Source organism: Lacrimispora sp. (assembly GCF_031982545.1).
Taxonomy (GTDB): domain Bacteria; phylum Bacillota; class Clostridia; order Lachnospirales; family Lachnospiraceae; genus Lacrimispora.
The window spans coordinates 217,789-238,317 of the sequence record NZ_DALYXB010000008.1 but is presented as its reverse complement, the minus strand read 5'-3'; the positions used below and the strand labels follow the sequence as shown (position 1 = coordinate 238,317).

16 protein-coding genes and 1 pseudogene are annotated in these 20,529 nt (G+C 41.9%); 2 read left to right on the top strand and 15 right to left on the bottom strand.

The annotated features are described in order from the left end of the window. Together ABS301_RS15310 and ABS301_RS15305 are read right to left on the bottom strand one after the other, a co-directional pair. Nucleotides 1-439: pseudogene (locus tag ABS301_RS15310) on the bottom strand (hypothetical protein); the annotation flags it as partial. Between the two features lie 40 nt (nt 440-479). Then, nucleotides 480-1,814, bottom strand: coding sequence for an FAD-dependent oxidoreductase (locus ABS301_RS15305; protein ID WP_349673046.1), 1,335 nt, complete (start codon nt 1,812-1,814; stop codon nt 480-482). A gap of 173 nt (nt 1,815-1,987) precedes the next feature. On the opposite strand from ABS301_RS15305, the gene ABS301_RS15300 reads away from it, so the two are divergent. Continuing rightward, entirely contained in the window at nt 1,988-3,340 is a 1,353-nt protein-coding gene (locus ABS301_RS15300; protein ID WP_349673045.1) for an EAL domain-containing protein, read from the top strand. 56 nt (nt 3,341-3,396) lie between these two features. On the opposite strand, the gene ABS301_RS15295 is transcribed toward ABS301_RS15300, so the two are convergent. The 13 genes from ABS301_RS15295 to ABS301_RS15235 all read right to left on the bottom strand — a co-directional run bounded on the left by ABS301_RS15295 (nt 3,397) and on the right by ABS301_RS15235 (nt 18,138). Next, nucleotides 3,397-3,846 (bottom strand): CBS domain-containing protein, encoded by a 450-nt coding sequence (locus ABS301_RS15295; protein WP_104436368.1) that lies wholly within the window; start codon nt 3,844-3,846, stop codon nt 3,397-3,399. 110 nt (nt 3,847-3,956) lie between these two features. Next, nucleotides 3,957-4,712 (bottom strand): peptidoglycan DD-metalloendopeptidase family protein, encoded by a 756-nt coding sequence (locus tag ABS301_RS15290; RefSeq protein ID WP_349673044.1) that lies wholly within the window; start codon nt 4,710-4,712, stop codon nt 3,957-3,959. 40 nt (nt 4,713-4,752) lie between these two features. Continuing rightward, nucleotides 4,753-5,673, bottom strand: coding sequence for a SpoIID/LytB domain-containing protein (locus tag ABS301_RS15285; protein ID WP_349673043.1), 921 nt, complete (start codon nt 5,671-5,673; stop codon nt 4,753-4,755). 101 nt (nt 5,674-5,774) lie between these two features. After that, on the bottom strand, nt 5,775-8,228 hold the full coding sequence (locus ABS301_RS15280; RefSeq protein ID WP_349673042.1) for a glycogen/starch/alpha-glucan phosphorylase: 2,454 nt from the start codon (nt 8,226-8,228) through the stop codon (nt 5,775-5,777). A gap of 21 nt (nt 8,229-8,249) precedes the next feature. Next, on the bottom strand, nt 8,250-11,363 hold the full coding sequence (ileS, locus tag ABS301_RS15275; RefSeq protein ID WP_349673041.1) for an isoleucine--tRNA ligase: 3,114 nt from the start codon (nt 11,361-11,363) through the stop codon (nt 8,250-8,252). A gap of 400 nt (nt 11,364-11,763) precedes the next feature. After that, nucleotides 11,764-12,309: an accessory gene regulator ArgB-like protein gene (locus tag ABS301_RS15270; protein WP_349673040.1), complete on the bottom strand. Its 546-nt coding sequence runs from the start codon at nt 12,307-12,309 to the stop codon at nt 11,764-11,766. 13 nt (nt 12,310-12,322) lie between these two features. Continuing rightward, entirely contained in the window at nt 12,323-12,469 is a 147-nt protein-coding gene (locus tag ABS301_RS15265) for a cyclic lactone autoinducer peptide (RefSeq protein ID WP_277408607.1), read from the bottom strand. An 86-nt stretch (nt 12,470-12,555) separates the two neighbouring features. Further along, complete coding sequence (locus ABS301_RS15260) at nt 12,556-13,212, bottom strand: 3-oxoacid CoA-transferase subunit B (protein WP_349673098.1); 657 nt, start codon at nt 13,210-13,212, stop codon at nt 12,556-12,558. A gap of 3 nt (nt 13,213-13,215) precedes the next feature. After that, nucleotides 13,216-13,872 carry a CoA transferase subunit A gene (locus ABS301_RS15255; protein ID WP_277408609.1) on the bottom strand — a complete coding sequence of 219 codons (657 nt, stop codon included), beginning with the start codon at nt 13,870-13,872 and terminating at the stop codon, nt 13,216-13,218. A 17-nt stretch (nt 13,873-13,889) separates the two neighbouring features. Further along, entirely contained in the window at nt 13,890-14,633 is a 744-nt protein-coding gene (locus ABS301_RS15250; RefSeq protein WP_349673039.1) for an acetoacetate decarboxylase, read from the bottom strand. Nucleotides 14,634-14,662: 29 nt separating this feature from the next. Then, on the bottom strand, nt 14,663-15,847 hold the full coding sequence (locus ABS301_RS15245) for an acetyl-CoA C-acetyltransferase (RefSeq protein ID WP_349673038.1): 1,185 nt from the start codon (nt 15,845-15,847) through the stop codon (nt 14,663-14,665). A gap of 231 nt (nt 15,848-16,078) precedes the next feature. Continuing rightward, nucleotides 16,079-17,386: a GHKL domain-containing protein gene (locus ABS301_RS15240; RefSeq protein ID WP_349673037.1), complete on the bottom strand. Its 1,308-nt coding sequence runs from the start codon at nt 17,384-17,386 to the stop codon at nt 16,079-16,081. A gap of 8 nt (nt 17,387-17,394) precedes the next feature. Next, nucleotides 17,395-18,138, bottom strand: coding sequence for a LytR/AlgR family response regulator transcription factor (locus tag ABS301_RS15235; RefSeq protein ID WP_349673036.1), 744 nt, complete (start codon nt 18,136-18,138; stop codon nt 17,395-17,397). Nucleotides 18,139-19,018: 880 nt separating this feature from the next. Between ABS301_RS15235 and ABS301_RS15230 the strand changes: the two genes are divergently transcribed. Continuing rightward, nucleotides 19,019-20,482 (top strand): nicotinate phosphoribosyltransferase, encoded by a 1,464-nt coding sequence (locus tag ABS301_RS15230; RefSeq protein ID WP_349673035.1) that lies wholly within the window; start codon nt 19,019-19,021, stop codon nt 20,480-20,482. Nucleotides 20,483-20,529: the final 47 nt, after the last annotated feature.

Genomic DNA, 20,529 nt, shown 5'->3' with positions numbered 1-20,529 from the left:
GCATTGGGCATGGGGGCATTTCCGGACATTTCATTACTGCTGGTGAGACTCCCTGAGATGGGCATTTTACCGGCATTGGGCATGGAGGCATTTCCGGGCATTTCATTACTGCTGGCGATACTCCCTGTGACGGACATTTCATTGGCATTGGACACGGGGGCATTTCCGGGCATTTCATCACTGCCGGGGATACTCCCTGTGACGGACATTTTATTGGCCTGGGAGGCATCTCCGGACAATTCATGGATCCAAAGTAAGAGGGACATCTAGATAAATCCTGTTGTCTCATTGGAATGGGTGCTGACGGGTTTTTTAAGCTCTTTGCCGGACCAGATCCCAGAGGCATATCTGGACGAATCACTGTACCCGGACATACGGACATATCAAGTTCCATAGGCGAAGACCAGTCGGAACACCGTTGTTTTGTATAACCATCCATAGGATGTTTGACTCCTTTCATACTTGAAAAGTTTCTAATATCAATCTATGAATGGAATACTCTGTTGTGCAGGATTAGAAGATATTTTTCCGTTTATTTCAAAAGAAGATCCATGACATGGACATTCCCATCTCTTATCATGACGGTTCCAGACCAGACGGCATCCCATATGGGGACAGTTGACCGCGCCTTTTAATACTCCGCCGGAAAGCCCCTTTACGGATTTAAGACCATGGGAAACCAGAGTGCCTGCACCCGCCTTTATATGATGCCTCCTGGGTGTAAATACTTCATCAAATGGTGTTTTCTTCCCGAGAATCTGCATGCTTAACATCTTAGCTGCAACCATGGACGTACTCATACCCCATTTGCCGAATCCTGTTGCCACATACCAGTCGGGTTTAAAGACAGAGTAAGGGCCGATATAGGGAATTCCGTCCAGAGTCATACAATCCTGTGCAGACCACTTACCAATCTCCTGTGCACCTGGAAACAGATGCTTTGCCGTCTGCTTCATAACCACAAACGGATTCTCTTTGGGAATACTTCCCGTTCTGTGGCTTCCATATCCCATAAGCAGCTTGTCTCCTGCATTACGGAAAGAATAGGCTTTGGAATCGACCCCCAGATACATTCCGTCGATAGCGGGAACGCCCTCAAACTCCGTGACATAACTTTTTTCCTGATACATTTTTGCGAAATAGAATCCTGGAATATTGATAAATGGATAATGGGTTGCAAATACTACCTTCTCCGCCTTAATCACTCCCCGGTCTGTGATAACCTCGTGCCCCTCCACTTTTAGTACTCTCGTCCTTTCATAAATTGTAAGGCCTAAGGAGATGTCTCTTAAAAATTCCAGAGGGTGAAACTGTGCCTGGCCGGAAAACCGGACTGCTCCGAAAATGGGAAAAGGAAGTTTGATCTCCCGCTCAAAAGAAGCCGGAAGACCAAGTCTTTTGGCACATTCCGCTTCTTTTAAAAGCTTTTCCGATTCCTGTACAGAGTAAAGATAAGCATCTTTTTCTTCATAATGACACCGGATCCCATATCGTCTGATCAGCTTTCCATATTCCTCTACTGCCAGCTGATTGGCTCTTCCGTACAGTCTGGCCGTATCCTCTCCCACGTTTTTTACCAGTTTTCCATAAATTAAATTATGCTGGGACGTAATTTTAGCAGTGGTATATCCGGACTGACCGCTTCCGATCCGGTCTGCCTCCAATACCACCACATGAACCCCGTGCCGCTGTAAATAAAAGGCAGTCAGTATTCCTGCCATTCCTGCCCCAATCACCACCACCTCTGTCCGCCTGTTTCCAGGAAGAGGGTTTCTCCCCGGTATTCGGACTGTTTCGGTCCATATTGAATTCATTGATTTTCACCTCTGATATTTGTCTTTCCGACGCTGTATTAATATGCATATTTCCTATTATTCTCACATTTAACAGAAGTAATGCCTTTTTTCCCGTTTCCAATTATTTCTTGCTTTCCTCTCTTTTATATACTAGAATAATAACAGACAACCAAGAACAGGAGGCAATCCCAATGCACTGGTTTCAAAAAAAAGAGAATCTTAATTCTGACGATAAACAGACACCAGGAACCGAACAGGGCAGTGATTCTTCGGTTAAACTGGAACGTGATGCCTGCTTACATCATCTTACCCACGCACTCAGTTCCAATGAACGGGGCGTTGTTTTAAAACTATACATAGAGAATTTTAAACAGCTCAATCAATTATTGGGTTACGAATACTGTGAAAACCTGCTGAATCAGATTCTTGCCTATCTAAAGGAATCATGCGGAAACAATGTCTATCATTATATCGGCGTGGAATATATGATCTTTTTGGATCATTATACCCAGGGACAGGCCATGAATCTTGCAGATGAAATCGCCCAGAGATTTGACCATGCCTGGAAGATTGGCAGCACAGACTGCATCTGTTCTGTTCAGATGGGACTTTGTGCCTATCCCGGTCATGCAGAAACCACGGAGCAGATGTTAAAATGCCTGGATCTGGCAGTGACCAGAGCCGGTGAGGGCGGTCCCAATCAGGCAGTCATGTTTGACAGTACTTTACAAAATCAGCTTAGGCGGCGGCAGACCATCGCCCTTTATTTAAAGACGGCTCTGGAAAAAGATGAAGTGGAGATTCTTTACCGACCTTCCTTTTGCGTTGTAACAGGAACATTTTTAAGAGCAGAATTATCCATGCGGATATTTATAAAAGGTCTGGGGTTAATCGGAGCCGGAGAATTCATGACTGTGGCAGAGGATTCCGGCCAGATCCGTGCATTGCTTTATTATGCCCTGGAAAAGGTCTGTCAGTGCATCAGACAGGCATTGGAGGATGGCTGTGAATTTGAATCCATAGCACTTCCTGTCTCTCCTGTGCTATTCTTGCAGGAGGACTTTATTGACGAAGTTGCACGGGTTATGGAGGCATATAAGGTTCCACAGGGTAAGCTTGCACTGGAACTGAAAGAAAGTGCACTGACTATGGGATATTTAAACTTTAATATTATTCTTCAGAAGCTGTCAGATATGGGAGTAGAACTGATACTCAATGAATTCGGCTCTGGTTATTCCAGTGTCTCTGCCAGCCTGGATCTTCCCGTTCACACTGTAAAGTTAGAACGGCTCTTTATCTGGCAGCTTGAGACCAATGAAAAGTCCGGATATATCATACAAGGATTAATTCGCATGGCAAAGGATCTTCACCTGTCCATAATCGCAGAAGGCGTGGAAACAGAAAATCAGGTGTCCGTTTTAACAGAAGCAGGCTGCAGCTATCAGCAGGGATTTTATTATTCCACTCCCTTAAAGCAGGAGAATCTGTTGAGAATTTTAGGGAAAAACCGGGATGAATCAGCTCCTTATCTGTCTGAGGATTAAAATATGGGATGAAAAAAGCGCTTTCGGTCCAAAACCGAAAACGCTTTTCTATCTGCTTAATTACTTACAATTGTCCTGACCTTGATCTCGTCGGACTTTTTTACTTCCTGGGACTTCTTGTAAAAGTAGCGTATGATATCCTTACGGGTTACTAACCCGATGAAATTCTTCTGATCATCCACCACCGGTACAAAATTCTGGTTCAAAGCCATATCAACCAGGTCTTCCATTGTGGAATCTGCAAAAACAGGGCGGTTATCCGATCTTCTGTCAATGGCGGCTACCGTCACATTCTCCGCTTCCTTCAGACTTAAATTGAATTTATTCTTGATTCCCCAGAGCATGTCCCCTTCTGTTATTGTTCCAACATATTTGCCGTTCCTGTTGATGACAGGTATGGCGGAGTACTTGTGATACTCCATCTTCTCCAGCGCCTGACGCAGAGAATCATCTTCATAAATATAAGCCACTTCATTCTTAGGTGTTAAAAAAAACAATATGTTCATAGCCACACTCCCCGTTTGATGTACGGATTTAGTATAGCAGATGAGTCTTAATCACGTATGAACAAATTATTATTTTTTTATAACTTTTTCCTAATATTTCCTGAGCATGATTATTGCATATGGTCAAGAGGATCAATGGCTTTGTCTTCATGGGTCAATTCAAAGAATACGTTGGCGCCTTCTACGGAATAATACTTTGTGGGTTCTGCAACATAACCCAGTACCTGGCCTTCCTTCACATATTCATTTGCTGTTACCTTCAGTTCTTTTAACTGACCGCAAACAGCCGTATACTTGTTGCCCATGCTTAAAACAACGTAGTTACCAATTTCTTCATTGGAACCAATTTCCTGCACTTTTGCATTGGCGGGTGCGACTACCGGAGTGCTCACATCTCCCTGAATTACCACGCCTGGATTGCATTTATACTGATCCAGGGTTGGGAAGTAGATGGTCTTATCCATACTGTAGTCCAAAATAACATTTCCGCGTACCGGCCAGGTCATTCTGGTGGAGTCGTTAAAATTAAGTACCAGTGACTTGGCGGCATTTTTGTCTGCTGCGGCTTTTGCTGCCTGTGTTTCTTTCTCGGCTGTGGCTTTGGCTGAATCAACAGCCTTCATTTCCTCTTCCGCATTTTTTGTTGCATTGGAATCTCCTGCAACAGCTACCTGTGTTTCCTGGGGGACTGATTCTTCAACAATCATATTGCTCTGATCCGGTACTTTCAGATAAGGGCTGTTTCCTCCACCATTTCCTCTTTGAACGGTAATGACTCCTGCTGCAGCTACTATAGTCAGCAGGCCTAGAACCAACAGGACAAGGAATACTTTATCCTTGAACAATTGACTTATTTTCTCCTTCACGTTTATCACCTCGATAATATTCTTACCAAGAGTGAAAGAGTTATTCAGATTTCAAAACAATATTTTTATAAAAATAAGCAAGAATTTTTTCTGCCGTCCATCCTTCCTCACTTTTACATTTTGCACCGTACTGGCTAAAGCCATATCCATGTCCGATCCCCCGGCAGACGGCTCTCACACCGCCCTCATAATCCTCAAATTCAAAGGAAGGCGACGGCAGGGAAAGTGCATACTGGACCTGATCTCCGGTGAGGGTATGGGTACCGATCTGGATCTGTACCACGTAACCGGAATCATCCCGCTGAACAATCTGAATACTTTGCGGAATCTGATCTGCCTTTACAGAACCATCTCCTGAGATCTTGTTGATTTCATCCGCAAAGTCCTCTTTGCTGAACTGAAGAATTGTTAAAAAACCTTCTGCCTCCACATCCTTTTTGCATTCCACTGGCTGTAAGTATGGGTGGTTTGAATCTCCCGCTCTTGTCATTCCGTTGCTGGCACGATGAAACAACGGTTCAATTAAATTATCGTTACAGGTGATCACCGTACCTGTGGTAGAGCGTACCGCATCTTCAATTGCCTGATAGCTGGTGACAAAAGCCTCGCTTCCCCACATCTTCTCCATCTGCTTCTGCTCTAAATAATCCATATGGAGATCCGATTCTTTTACTTCCTTCTGACCATTCATTTTACCATAAATATAGGTCCGGGCGATGATTGCCTGGGCCCGGAGTGCTTCTTTTCCGTAATCAGCCGGCATCTGCTTTGCTACCACTCCTGGAAGATATTCCTCCACATCCATGGAGGTTTCTCCGCCCTTTCTGTCTAAGATCACACGTTTTCCACTGAGTGTAATGGGCATTTCTTTTTTCTCCTCAATTTTCCCGGTCCACGCCAGTGTCATAATATATGGAAACAAAAATGCCAGTATACATGCCATTAAAATCTTCTTCCCCATCTTCCCGCCGCCTTTCTTTCAGTCTGAACCCTTGTTCAATATATGCGAAAAAGCGCCCCGGAATCACTTCCGGAACGCTTTTTAAAAAACCTTCATCTGGATCAGAGTTCTACATTTACCTTTTCCAAATGCCAGATGTCTCTGACATATTCAAGAATGGTACGGTCTGATGTAAATTTACCGCTGTTTGCTACATTTAAAATGGCAGCTTTTGCCCACCAGGATTCATCTCTGTATGCCTGATCGATCCGCTTTTGTGCCTCCCCGTAAGAAGGAAGATCCTTTAAAATAAAGTACGTATCGGCCCGGTCACTGCTCATGGTGTTAAGCAGGGAATTATAAATATCACGGAACAACTCCGGATCCTGTGGGGAATAATAGCCATTAATCAGCTGCATCAGCACTCTGCGGATCTCATAATTATTGTTGAAAATCTCCATGGGATCGTATCCGCCTTCCCGCTCATAACGGATCACCTCATCGGATGTCAGACCGAAAATAAATGCATTCTCCGCTCCCACTTCCTCTACGATTTCCACATTGGCACCATCCATGGTTCCAAGGGTCAGGGCACCATTCAACATGAATTTCATATTACCGGTTCCGGAGGCTTCTTTGCTGGCAGTGGATATCTGTTCACTGACATCTGCCGCAGCGAATATGATTTCTGCATTAGAAACCTTGTAGTCTTCAATAAATACAACTTTTATTTTACCGCCAATGCTTCTGTCATTGTTAATCACCTCTGCCACAGAATTAATCAGCTTGATGGTAAGCTTCGCCCTGCGATAACCGGCAGCGGCCTTTGCTCCGAAAATAAAGGTTCGCGGAACCATATCTAAATTAGGATTATCCTTCAGCTGATTATACAGATACATTACATGAAGAATATTCATCAGCTGTCGTTTATACTCGTGAAGACGTTTTACCTGCACATCAAATATGGATCTGGGATCTACCTCTATGCCGTTATGTTCCTTAATATATCTTGCAAGCCGGACCTTGTTCTGATATTTGATATCCATAAATTCCTGCTGACATTTTGGATCATCTGCGTAAACAGCCAGGCGGTGAATATGAGGCAGATTGGTGATCCATTCATTTCCAATTTTCTTCGTCACCCAATCAGACAAAAGAGGATTTCCATGTAAGAGAAAACGTCTCTGGGTAATCCCATTGGTTTTGTTATTAAATTTCTCCGGCATCATCTCATAGAAATCTTTCAGCTCCTGATTCTTTAAAATCTCTGTATGGAGTCTGGCTACACCGTTAACGGAAAAGCCTCCAACAATGGCAAGATTGGCCATTCGAACCTGACCGTCATAAACAATGGCCATTTTACGTACCTTATCCTGGTTTCCCGGATACATCTGGCCGATCTTCTGTTGAAAACGGCGGTTAATTTCTTCCACAATCTGATAAATTCTGGGAAGGAGTCTGGAAAACAGCTCGATGGGCCATTTTTCCAGAGCCTCTGACATAATGGTGTGGTTGGTATAAGCACAGGTCCTGGTTGTAATCTCCCATGCCTCATCCCAGCTCAATCCGTAGTCATCAAGGAGAATCCGCATCAGCTCCGGTACCGCCACCGTCGGGTGGGTATCGTTTAACTGAAATACGTTCTTCTCATAGAATTTATGGATGTCATCATGGTTTTCCATATACTTTATGACCGCTCGCTGCACGCTGGCAGAGATAAAGAAGTACTGCTGCTTTAAGCGCAGTTCCTTGCCTGCATAGTGGTTGTCATTGGGATAGAGGACTTCAACAATGGTTTTAGCCAGGTTCTCCTGCTCCACTGCCTTTTGGTAGTCCCCCTTGTCAAAGGAATCCAGACTGAAGGTGTTAATGGCCTGGGCATCCCAGATACGCAGAGTATTTACTACGTTATTGCCATATCCTATGATGGGCATGTCGTAAGGAACCGCCAGGACGGACTGATAGCCCTCCTGCACAAACCGCTCCCTGCCATTCTCCCGTACCACCTTTACATATCCCCCGAATTTAACTTCCGTGGCATATTCTGCCCTGCGGATCTCAAAGGGATATCCGTTTTTCAGCCAGTCATCCGGAATTTCCACCTGGTAACCGTTCTCGATTTTCTGTTTGAACATGCCGTAACGATATCGGATTCCACAGCCGTAAGCCGGATATCCCAGTGTTGCCAGTGAATCAAGAAAGCATGCCGCAAGGCGGCCAAGCCCTCCGTTTCCAAGAGCCGGATCCGGCTCCTGGTCTTCAATTGCATTTAAGTCAAACCCAAGTTCCTCTAACACTTCCTTCACATCCGGCTGTGCCATGAAACTTATGATGCTGTTGCCAAGAGCACGACCCATTAAAAACTCCATGGATAAGTAATACAGGGTTTTTACATCCTGCTTTTCGTACTCTTTGTGGGTTGCGATCCATTCATCTATGATCACATCTTTTACTGCATAGGCGACTGCCTGGTACATCTGCTCTTTGGTTGCCTCATCTACTGTTTTACGAAACACATTCTTCATATTAAACAAGACACTTTTTTTAAAGGTTTCCTTATCAAATCCCATGCTCATTCCACAAGACCTCCTGACTGTTTACTGGATCTTCTCCACGCCTAAGGTTACATTCTCGCCGTTAATATTCCAATCCTTCACATAACCGGCAGCTTCATTTAATATGATATCGTCTGCAAGGACCTCGTTCTTAACATCGTTTTCATGAGCCTTTAAAATACTCTCGATTTTTTCATTGTCTTTGCTGTATACCCGGATGTGATCTACCACCTCAAAACCAGCTTCTTTCCGCATCGTCTGGATTTTGCTGATCAACTCACGTACAAATCCTTCTGCTAAAAGCTCCGGAGTTAAATTGGTATCCAGTACAACCGTAATACCGTTGTCTCCCTCTGATACATATCCTTCCATCTGGGCGGTATCAATGAGTAAATCTTCTTTTGTAAGCACTACTTCCGTTCCATCAAAATCAAAGGTTAGAGCACCTTTTTCATTGAGGGTATCCATAGCCTCATTGCCGTTTATCTCCGTAAGCGCATTTTTAATGCCGCCTAACTGCTTGCCGTACTTTGGACCAACGGTCTTTAACTGTGGTTTAAAGCTGTAAGAAGTAAAGTCTCTCACATCCTCTTTAAATACAACTGTTTTCACATTCAGCTCTTCTTCGATGATCTCCTGATAGAAGACAGGAAGTGTATGAGGAGCCTTTACAAACATCTGGCCGATTGGCTGGCGGTTTTTGATATTGGCTGTATTTCTGGCTGCACGGCCTAATACTACAATTTTTAAAACCTCATCCATATTATCTTCCAGCTGTTTGTCGATGAAGTTTTCACTGGCTGCCGGATAATCGCATAAGTGAATGCTTTCCGGAGCAGAACTGTCCACACTGCAAACCAGATTCTGATAAATCTGTTCTGTCATAAATGGAATAAGGGGAGCAGCAATCTTGCTCACATCAACCAGGGCGGTATAAAGGGTCATATAGGCATTGATCTTATCCTGCTCCATCCCCTTTGCCCAGAAACGTTCTCTGCTTCTGCGTACATACCAGTTACTCATATCATCCACAAATTCCTGCAGTGCTCTTGCTGATTCCGGAATCTGGTAATTACCAAGGTAAGAATCTACCTGTCTGATTAAAGTATTTAACTTGGATAACAGCCATTTATCCATAACCGGCAGCTTCTCATAATCCAGTTTGTATTTGGTAGGGTCAAATTCATCAATATTCCCGTAGAGCACAAAGAATGCATAGGTGTTCCACAAAGTTCCCATGAATTTACGCTGTCCTTCCATAACTGCTTTTCCATGGAACCGGTTTGGAAGCCACGGTGCACTGTTTACATAGAAATACCAGCGGATTGCATCGGCACCATAGGTCTCCAGTGCTTCAAAGGGATCTACCGCATTGCCCTTGGATTTACTCATCTTCTGGCCGTTTTCATCCTGAACATGGCCAAGTACGATTACATTCTTATAGGGTGCCTGATTGAAAATCAGGGTTGAGATGGCAAGAAGAGAGTAAAACCATCCTCTTGTCTGATCCACTGCTTCTGAAATGAAGTCTGCAGGAAATTGTTTCTCAAATAAATCCTGATTCTCAAATGGATAATGATGCTGTGCAAATGGCATGGAGCCGGAATCAAACCAGCAGTCAATTACCTCTGGCACACGCTTCATCTGTTTGCCGCACTCAGGACAGGTAATGGTAACCCCATCGATATAAGGACGGTGAAGCTCGATCTCATCCGGGCAGTTGTCAGACATGCTCTTTAATTCTTCGATGCTGCCGATGGAATGCTGATGTCCGCACTCACATTCCCATATATTTAAAGGAGTTCCCCAATAACGGTTTCTGCTGACACCCCAGTCCTGAACATTCTCCAGCCAGTCACCGAAACGGCCTTTACCAATGCTCTCAGGGATCCAGTTAATAGTATTGTTATTGCGGATTAAGTCGTCTTTTACCGCTGTCATCTTAATAAACCAGGATTCTCTTGCATAGTAGATGAGAGGAGTGTCACATCTCCAGCAGTGTGGGTAGCTATGCTCAAATACCGGAGCGGCAAACAAGAGACCTCTCTCTTCTAAGTCTGTTAAAATAAGCGGATCTGCTTTCTTACAGAACGTGCCAGCCCATTTGGTTTCTTCTGTCATCTCTCCAGCACCATTTACCAGCTGCACAAAAGGAAGATCGTATTTTCTTCCAACCTTGGAATCGTCCTCACCGAAAGCAGGTGCAATATGAACCACACCGGTACCATCTGTTAAAGTAACGTAATTATCACAGGTAACATAAAACGCCTTTTTGTTTGGTTTTACAAAATCAAAGAGAGGCTCATATTCTTTAAATTCCAGATCTTTCCCAGCAAATTTCTCTAATACCTGAAACTCTTCTCCCAATACCTTTTCACAGAGTGCCTCTGCCATATAATAGGTATAGTCGCCGCTTTGTACCTTTACATAGGTCTCAGACGGATTCACACAAAGTCCCACGTTGGAAGGCAGGGTCCATGGAGTCGTGGTCCATGCAAGGATAAATGCATCCTCATTTTTCACCTTAAATCTTACAATCGCAGAGCGCTCTTTTACATCTTTATAGCCCTGGGCAACCTCATGGCTGGACAAAGGAGTTCCGCAGCGGGGGCAATAGGGAACGATTTTAAAGCCCTTGTATAAAAGCCCTTTTTCCCAGATCTGCTTTAAAGCCCACCATTCGGATTCAATAAAATTATTGTCATAGGTAACATAGGGATCGTCCATATCTGCCCAGAAACCCACAGTCTTTGAAAAATCTTCCCACATTCCTTTGTACTGCCATACACTTTCCTTGCAGTATTTGATAAATGGTTCCAGACCGTATTCTTCAATCTGTTCCTTACCGTCAAGTCCCAGCTTCTTCTCAACCTCAAGCTCTACCGGCAGTCCGTGAGTATCCCAGCCAGCCTTACGGGGAACATCATATCCTTTCATGGTCCGGTATCTGGGAATCATATCCTTAATAACCCGGGTTAAAACGTGACCGATGTGGGGTTTTCCATTGGCAGTCGGCGGTCCGTCATAGAAGGTATAAGTTTCCGCATCCTTCCGGTTATCCATACTCTTCTGGAACACGTCATGTTCTTCCCAAAATTTTTCAATTTCCTTTTCTCTCTCCACAAAGTTTAAATCTGTAGGGACTTTTCTGTACATCTTTATAACCTCCATTAAAATTTTTAATCAAAAAAGCCCCCATCCTGTAATCAGGACGAAGGCTGCATTCATTCTTCGTTATACCACCTAATACCGCATACTGACATATGCTATTCTTTAACGCAGAAACTACGTCCTGACCTACTATATTCAGCCGGCAACTCCGGAGTGATGTTCGAATCCATAATACTCTCACCAGGTTTCCACCCTCCCCGGCTCTCTGTAGATTTCACACGGTTCTACTGTCTCCATCAAAGTCTTTCTTCTTATTATAAAGATGTTCACACCTTATATGTCTACTAATTATAGGGATCAAAAAAAGAAATGTCAAGGTTATTTTTGTATTCAGCTGCTGCAGCCTGACAAAAAGGAGGGTATCCCCTCCCTTTTGCATCCTGCATTATGAAAGTACCAGTAAAAATGCCGCTGCAGTGATACCGCAGATGAAAAGATTTCCTATGTAGCAAAAATGAAACAAAGTCAGTACCAGGCAGCCTGCATTGGCCAGGATCAGAATAAATCTTGCTTTTCTTCTGTAGTGTACCACTTCTCTCTCATCCAGCCTTTTATTCTCATTATCTGCCGGACTCTTAAAAAACAGAACCGCATCAGACAAGGCCAGTGCGCCCCACCAGAGATCCTGGTGGATTTGAGCGTTTGACAGGAAAAGAATGATGGCTATATAGCAACAGGAAAATATGTAACACCCCATTTTAGTCTTCGCATGATAACCGCCTGCATTTCTTCTAAGCGGTATAAGGACACAGCCAATGACAATTAATTGCGGCACCATCTGAAAACAGGCAGCAATGCATAAATAGGAAATACAGTGGATCAGTTTTAAAACCAGACACTCTATTCCAAACTGATATAGATCTGCCTCTTTTTCGTTGATAATTTCATAGGATACCAGTTTTTCTACAAATGTTTCTTCCCATCTTATCATCTGGATTTTCACCCTAGAATTTTCTTAATTTTTTCGCGTTATCCGGTAATTTAGGCTGGTAGCCGATAAAAAAGCAGGAACTGTTAACCTCTGTTTTTGCTGAATTTAAAATGGCTTTTGATGCAATTTTAAATGATAGTTTTTTCAATTGAGATTTCATAGGAATGCCTTCTTTCTATTTTTAATTTTTATTACTATATGACTTATTTTCCTGTATTATACGGTTAACTGAACCATTACAGGATTTTATACATGAATCACCTTTAAATCCGGTGATACGTTAAGGTGGGCTTCTGTTGCATTCTGGACATCTTCTACAGTCAGACCAGGAGCAATTTCCTTTAACACAAGCCCCTTGTCCGGAACCACATCAATCACAGCCATATCCGTGACAATGGTCTTTACCACATTTACTGCCGTCAGCGGAAGCTTGCATTTTTTCAGTATTTTCGGAGCTCCCTCTTTGCTAACATGTTCCATGGCTAAAATCACCTTTTTCGCTCCAACCACCAGGTCCATAGCGCCTCCCATTCCAGGTACTTTTTTGCCTGGAATCATCCAATTCGCCACATTACCTTCTTCATCAACCTCCAGTGCCCCCAGGACTGTAACATCTACGTGACCTCCCCGGATAATGCAAAATGAAAACGAACTGTCAAAATAGCTGGCGCCCTTTACGGTTGTTACGTAGTTTCCTCCTGCGTCGATGCAGTCCAGAGTTTCCTCCTTCTGATCTGCATTGGGTCCCACACCCAATATTCCATTTTCGGCCTGCAGCATAATATGTATATTGTCTGGTATGTAGTTTGCGACCATTGTAGGCATTCCCACTCCAAGATTAACAACATCTCCGTCTTTTAGTTCCTTTGCAATTCTTCTTACAATCGATTCTCTTTTATTCATCATTTACTGGCCCACCTTTACAATATTATCTATAAAAATTCCGGGAACCGTTACATCATTGGGATCAATTTCCCCTGCTTTTACGTATTCATCCACCTCTGCGACCACATAATCCGCGGCGGTAGCCATAACAACATTAAAGTTGCGGGAGGAGCCGTTGATAATCAGATTTCCTGTCTCATCTGCCTTTTGGGCTTTAATAAATGCCACATTTGCCTTGAGCGGCATTTCAAGCAGATAATTTTTCTCTCCGATCTCTATTTTCCTCTTTCCTTCTTCTACAACTGTACCCAGTCCGACTGGTGTCAAAACTCCACCCAGACCTGCGCCGCCTGCACGTATTTTTTCAGCAAGGGTCCCCTGGGGAAACAGCTGAACTTTGGCTTCTCCAGTCATAAGAAGTCTTCCGGTTTCTGGATTTGATCCAATGTAGGAGGCAAAGATCCGCTTCACTCTTCCACTTTTTATCAGTTGATAGATGGAAAGCTCCGTTGTACCGGTATCATTGGATATAATGGCCAGATCACTGGCTGTGCTGGTATTTAAAAGTGCATTTACCAGATTTTCAGGATGACCTCCTGCCAGAAATCCACCGATCATAATAGCATCTCCATCTTTGACTTTTTTCACCGCTTCCCCGGCTGATATTAATTTGTTCATATAGAATGGCCTCCTTTTTATTCACTTAGGTAATCATGAATCACGCGTCCATAAGGTAAGGTTAAATCCGAGATGATATGTGTACCGCCCATGCAGGCTTTTACAGGCAGATCTGCCACAGGCGCATTCACATGGGGAACTAAATGAAGTCTTGCAGGCCCGGACCATGCCTCCTTTACCTGAATATCTTCCAGATTGTAAGCCACCAGCTGGGCAATCTTCGGACTTCCATCTGCATCCGGAATCAGTTTTAAATTAACCTGCATTTTCCCCAGGTTCGCTGCAACTGTTTTTTTATCAGGAGTATGATATTTAAAAGGCATGGTTCCCATTGCCACAAGAATATTATTGTAAATCAAGGTACCGGTTAATGTCTCGGTATCTTCAACTCTAAGGTGGGGCTGTCCCCACTTCTTTGGAAATCCCCATATTTCACGTCCTGCAAGAATGGCAGGACCGTTATTTAAATACATTTGTGCAGTAAAATTACAGGCTTCTCCATGGAATGTACATGGAATTACAATCCCGCTTTCTTCGTAGGTTCCAAGACCTGAGGAATCGGGCATTTTGATCCATTCATACAAAACAAGATTGCTTCCATCCGGTTCCAGTGGTTCCGGAACCGCCTCTTTAATCAGATCCGGATCTGATTCATAGCTGACTGTAAAATATTCCCTGTTTATAAAACGGCACGGAGGGCGCCCATAGCTGGCGCTTGCTGCAGGCATGGACTGCAGGGAGATAATCGTTTCTGATTTCATAAACATGTTCCTTTCTATGTAAAAGTTGTTTATAAGTTAGCATTTTCAACCAGCATGGCAATTCCCATCCCTCCGCCGATGCATAATGATGCCACACCGTAACGGGCGGATCTGCGCACCATCTCATGCACCAGAGTAACCAGTATCCGGGCACCGCTTGCACCAAGAGGGTGTCCGATTGCAACTGCCCCGCCGTTAACATTCACCTTTGACTTGTCAACACCAAGTTCCTTTGTTACTGCCACTGACTGTGCCGCAAATGCCTCATTTAACTCCAGTAAATCGATATCATGAATGGTTAATCCCTGTTTTTTCAAAAGTGTAGATACTGCCTTTACCGGACCGATGCCCATATATGCAGGATCAACGCCTACCAGCGAATAACCTTTGATATAAGCCATTGGTTTTAAATCGTACTCTCTGCATTTATCTTCCGATGCCACAAGCATGGCTGCTGCACCATCACTGATTGGGGAAGCATTTCCGGCTGTGACTGTTCCGTCTGTTTTAAATACAGTTCTTAATCCGGAGAGCTTTTCTAATGTGGTATCTGCTTTGATATGTTCATCTTCTGAGAAGCAGATTTCTTCTTTCTTCTTTTTAACCGTTATTGGGACAATCTGATTATCAAAGATCTTTGCTCTTCTTGCTTCTGCTGCCTTCATATGGCTGCCATAAGAAAACTCATCCTGCTCTTTCCTGGTTACCTTATATTTTTCTGCTACATTTTCTGCCGTAATTCCCATATGATAATGATTTATGGCACAGGTAAGAGCATCAGTAACCAGGCTGTCTACCAGTTCTCCATTCCCCATTCGATAACCGTTTCTTGCTTTTTTCAAAAGATAAGGTGCATTTGACATACTTTCCATTCCACCGGCTAAAATAATGCTGTTTTGTTCCGCCAGTATTGAATCATAAGCCAGCGCAACCGTATGCAGCCCGGAGCCGCAGACCGTATTTACGGTGGATGCAGGAATCTCAACCGGAATACCTGCATTTACAGCAGCCTGCCTGGCTGGGCTTTGACCAATTCCCGCCTGAAGCACGTTTCCAAGATATACTGCATCAATAAGTGAACTCTCTAATTTACTTTGTTCCAGGCAGGACTGAATGACCGCGGTTCCCAGTTCTGATGCAGTTAAGGTTGAAAGAGTACCGTTAAAAGAACCAACAGCAGTTCTTACGGGACTTATTAAAGCTATTTTTTTCATTTTATTTGCTCCTTTCTATTCTCATTTCTTGTTTACAGCCACATTCTCCTACTTCTTATTGTGGTTTTCAACAAAAGTCGTACAACTTACAGTTTTTACGTATAACCTACAATTTTTTGAATGTTTCAATCATGAAACATCTGGTATAAATAAAGATCAGAAAACAAAAAGAAAGCACTTCGAACTTTTTTATACCAGTCCGTGTGCTCTCTTTTCAGCAAATGATATATCTTAATTAAATATTATTTTACAGGAAAATACCCTGTTTTCTTCTTCCAGAACCATACTTCCATTGTACTTTTTAATTATATTTTCCACATTCAAAAGACCAATTCCATGATTTTTTCCTTTCTTTGAAACTGGCTTGCCACGATGCCATCTTTCTATGGGAGCTGTGCTGTTGATAATATTTATAACCGTGAAATCATTATATTTATCAAGCTTAACTTTGACAAATCTGTCCTGTGGCACCTGGTCGCATGCATCGATGGCATTGTCCAGCAGATTTCCAAAAATTGTTGTTACTTCAATTGGCTCCATAAAGGAAAGATCAACAATGCCTATTTCCAGATTGAACTTTATTTTATGATAGATGGCAATTCGCTTCTTATCATTTAATATTACATTCAAAATAGGATTATTGGTATAATCCTCCAAAGACAGTGGAATCAGTAATCTTCCTATTTCTTTGGCATAAGTAAGCGCTGCTTTATGATCATTTGTCTGATACATCTCCTCGATCAAATTTAGTCGCTTATATACATCATGTAGTATGATAATGGACTCATTATACTTTTCTTTCTGATCTTCATAAAATTCATACTGAAGCAAAGACTGCTGCTCCAACAATTTTAATTTTACTTTTAGCTGGTTGTTTTCTTCTACAAATCTTGCCAGATATAAAAAATACAGATCTGCAAATAAGATGCACCCCATATTAATGAGTATCAGTATATATTCAGTTATATTTGTAATTTTCGGGATTACCACGATGATTACGGCTATATTGGTCATACTGAACAATATAATGATTACTTGTATCAGACATTGGGTAATTGTATACTTTACAGCATACTCTTCCCGCCAGAGTCTGGTGATAATCAGATAATAAACAATGAGGACAACTAACTTGGAAAAAGTAAGTTCCATACTTTTGATCATTACAGGCTGTATCCCGTGGATCTGAAGTTTCAGAAGTATGTATTCCAGCATTACCACGCCAACCGTTTCGCAGACAGTTAATATCAAAATTAAAACTGGCACTTCAAAGATCCGGTATATTAATTTCTTATTGTCATTGTGATAAAAAATATTATTTATAAAACTAAACAGCACAATCCAGATTACTATATTAAGGACTGGCTTCCCCAATTCATTTGTCATTACAACTATAAAAAAAGCGGCTGTTTTTAATAATATGTTAAAAAACCGGTTATTTATTTTCCGTTCATTTCTTTCTTCTATAAATTGAAATAGAATAATAATATTAATCATACATGAAATGAAGGTTCCGAATGTAAGAATCATATAATTTTCCATCTTTTCTCCTATACATTACTCTGTATGAAATTATTTAGTTTTTTCCTGAAATCCGCTGATTTTTTTTGGGAAACAGGAAGTTTATCATTATTATTTAACAGAACCTCGTAACCTTTTATATTTTTTATATGTCTTAGATTTACCAGAATGCTTTGATGACAGGCTTCGAAATTGTACTTTTGCATTCTTTCTGTTAAATTCTTCATTTTATCTACAAAAAAATATTCTTCATTTTCAAGTTTTATTTTTATTTTTCTATTTATATATTCAAAGTAAAAAATATCTTTGACTTCAAAACTTTTTATTCTGCTTTCTAATTCATCAGCCTCATTCACTTCTAAAACTTCAAAATTTACAATTTCTAATTTACCGGATTCTTCCTGAATGTATTGTATAATCTCCTGAAGCTGACGTTCCACATTGTTCTTTGTAACGGGTTTTTCCAAAAAGGCAAACGCATGGACATAATTGACAGCCTGTCTGCAAAATTGTTTATAACTAGTGGTATAGATGACTTTAACATTCCGGTTCATTTCCCATATTGTTTTACCAATCTGAATCCCATTCATTCCAGTTAAGGCAATATCAAGAAATATCAGATCAAACTTTCCACGAAAATCAAGCAGCTCTTCTCCTGACTTAAAAGTTATAATCTGAAATGGAACTGATACGGATTTCATATAACCTTTCACATATTTTGCTATTCTGACTGAATCACTTTTATTATCATCACAAATGGCAATAAGAAGCATTAATACCCTCCTCTTCTGATATTTTATATGGTAGTAATAAAACGCTTACATTCTATATCCTTTTTATGTACATTTCAACCTAACCGCCAAAATTGTACATTTTGAGTGCTAATATTTACATATTTGCTTCTAAATTGTGATGACGTCTTTGAAATAAAATCAGAGCGGGTACCGAATTCTTTCCTCAATTCGATACCCGCTCTACACGTTTTCATCCATCAGTTAATTAATGCCTCTCTTTAGATTTTTGATAATGCTTTTCTGGATGATTCTCTATATGAACTTGTTTTCGCTTCCCTTACTGATCCCTTATGCAATCTCAATTATTCTGCTTCTTATTTTCATTCTTCTATCTTGTCAGGGAACCATTGGGTTTGGATCGCTGGAAATAACCAGCGAAATTACTTAAATATAGTTCTGACCAATCATAGGCACGTCAATGAATTGCCGGACCCTTCTGCCATCTTCCATGTCAGCTTAACTGCTGGAATCCACTGGCTTTTATAAAGTGGGGAAACGTCTTGTCTTTTGCCTGAGCTCTTTGTCAGTCAACAGGCGTTACAACTGTTTTTGGTGGAATCGACCTCCTTTGGCTCTGTCTTATGAATTATTTTTAAAAAAAGGGTGTAACTGTTAATCTTTTGTAGATGATATTATTATAATGCATAGCGCATTATTTTGCAAGTTATTTTGCAATATTTTAATCATTTATTTTTCTATTTACTAATTGTATGTGTTTATTCTGATAATTTATTCTATTTAGACACTTTAATTGTTTATTTGCAATTCCGTGAGATTGTTATGTTTTTATCAATGTAATTGTTTTTTTGTAAACATATGGTATAATGTGCGAAAAGGATTTGTAAAAAGGAGAAAAACTATGAGCCAGCGCAATTTAACTTTATTAACAGATCTCTATGAGTTAACCATGATGCAGGGTTACTTCAAAGAGAAAGATGCCAACGAGACCGTAATATTCGATGCCTTTTACCGCAGCAACCCAGGCGGAAACGGGTACGCGATCTGCGCTGGTCTGGAACAGGTGATTGAATACATGAAAGAACTGGAATTTAACAGTGAGGATGTGGACTATTTAAGATCCACCGGACTGTTTGAGGAAGACTTTTTAGAATACCTGCTTCATTTTAGATTTTCCGGAGATATTTACGCCATACCGGAAGGAACCGTCATTTTTCCCAGAGAACCTCTGGTAAAAGTAATCGCTCCCATTATGGAAGCCCAGCTGGTGGAGACGGCGCTGCTCACCATTATTAATCATCAAAGTCTGATTGCTACAAAGACCGCCCGAGTCGTATTTGCAGCGGAAGGTGACGGAGTAATGGAATTTGGTCTGCGCCGTGCCCAGGGACCTGATGCCGGTATCTACGGTGCCCGCGCTGCCATGATTGGAGGCTGTGTAGGAACCTCCAATGTCCTGGCGGGAAAGATGTTTAACGTCCCGGTCAAGGGGACTCATGCACACAGCTGGATCATGAGCTTTCCTGACGAGTTTTCTGCATTTCGCAGTTATGCAAAGCTTTATCCAAAAGCATGCATTCTGCTGGTAGACACATACGATACGCTGAAATCCGGTATTCCCAATGCAATTAAAGTTTTCAAGGAGATGAAAGAAGCGAATATTCCACTGACCAGTTATGGAATCCGGTTAGACAGCGGAGACCTTGCCTATCTTTCCAAAAAAGCCAAGAAAATGCTAACGGAAGCAGGATTTCCTGATGCCATTATTTCTGCCTCCAATGACCTTGATGAGACTCTGATCAACAGCTTAAAGATCCAGGGCGCAACCATAAACTCCTGGGGAGTGGGTACTAATTTAATTACCTCCAAGGATTGTCCTTCATTTGGAGGCGTGTATAAACTGGCAGCTGTTATGGACCGGAAGACTGGAGAATTTAGTCCCAAGATTAAGCTTTCAGAAAATGCAGAAAAGATCACCAATCCTGGCAATAAAGAAATCAAACGAATTTACAGCAGGGAAACCGGCAAAATTATTGCTGATTTAATATGTCTGGAAGGCGAAGTATATGACGAAAACCATTCACTCCTTCTCTTTGATCCGATTGAGACATGGAAAAAGACACACCTCGCCCCAAATACTTATACCATGAGGGATTTACTGATTCCTGTGTTCCAGAAAGGCAGATGCGTCTATGAGTCTCCTGCCGTGATGGATATCCAGGCTTATTGTAAAAAAGAGCTTGATACCCTATGGGATGAGTCAAGGCGTCTTGTAAATCCTCATGAGGTTCACGTTGATCTGTCTAAGCCGCTTTGGAACATGAAAAACCAGCTGCTGGACAACTATCATTTTCAGGAATCCTGATTCTATTAAGACACAAAAAACGGCAGTCCTTTTGCAGGCTGCCGTTT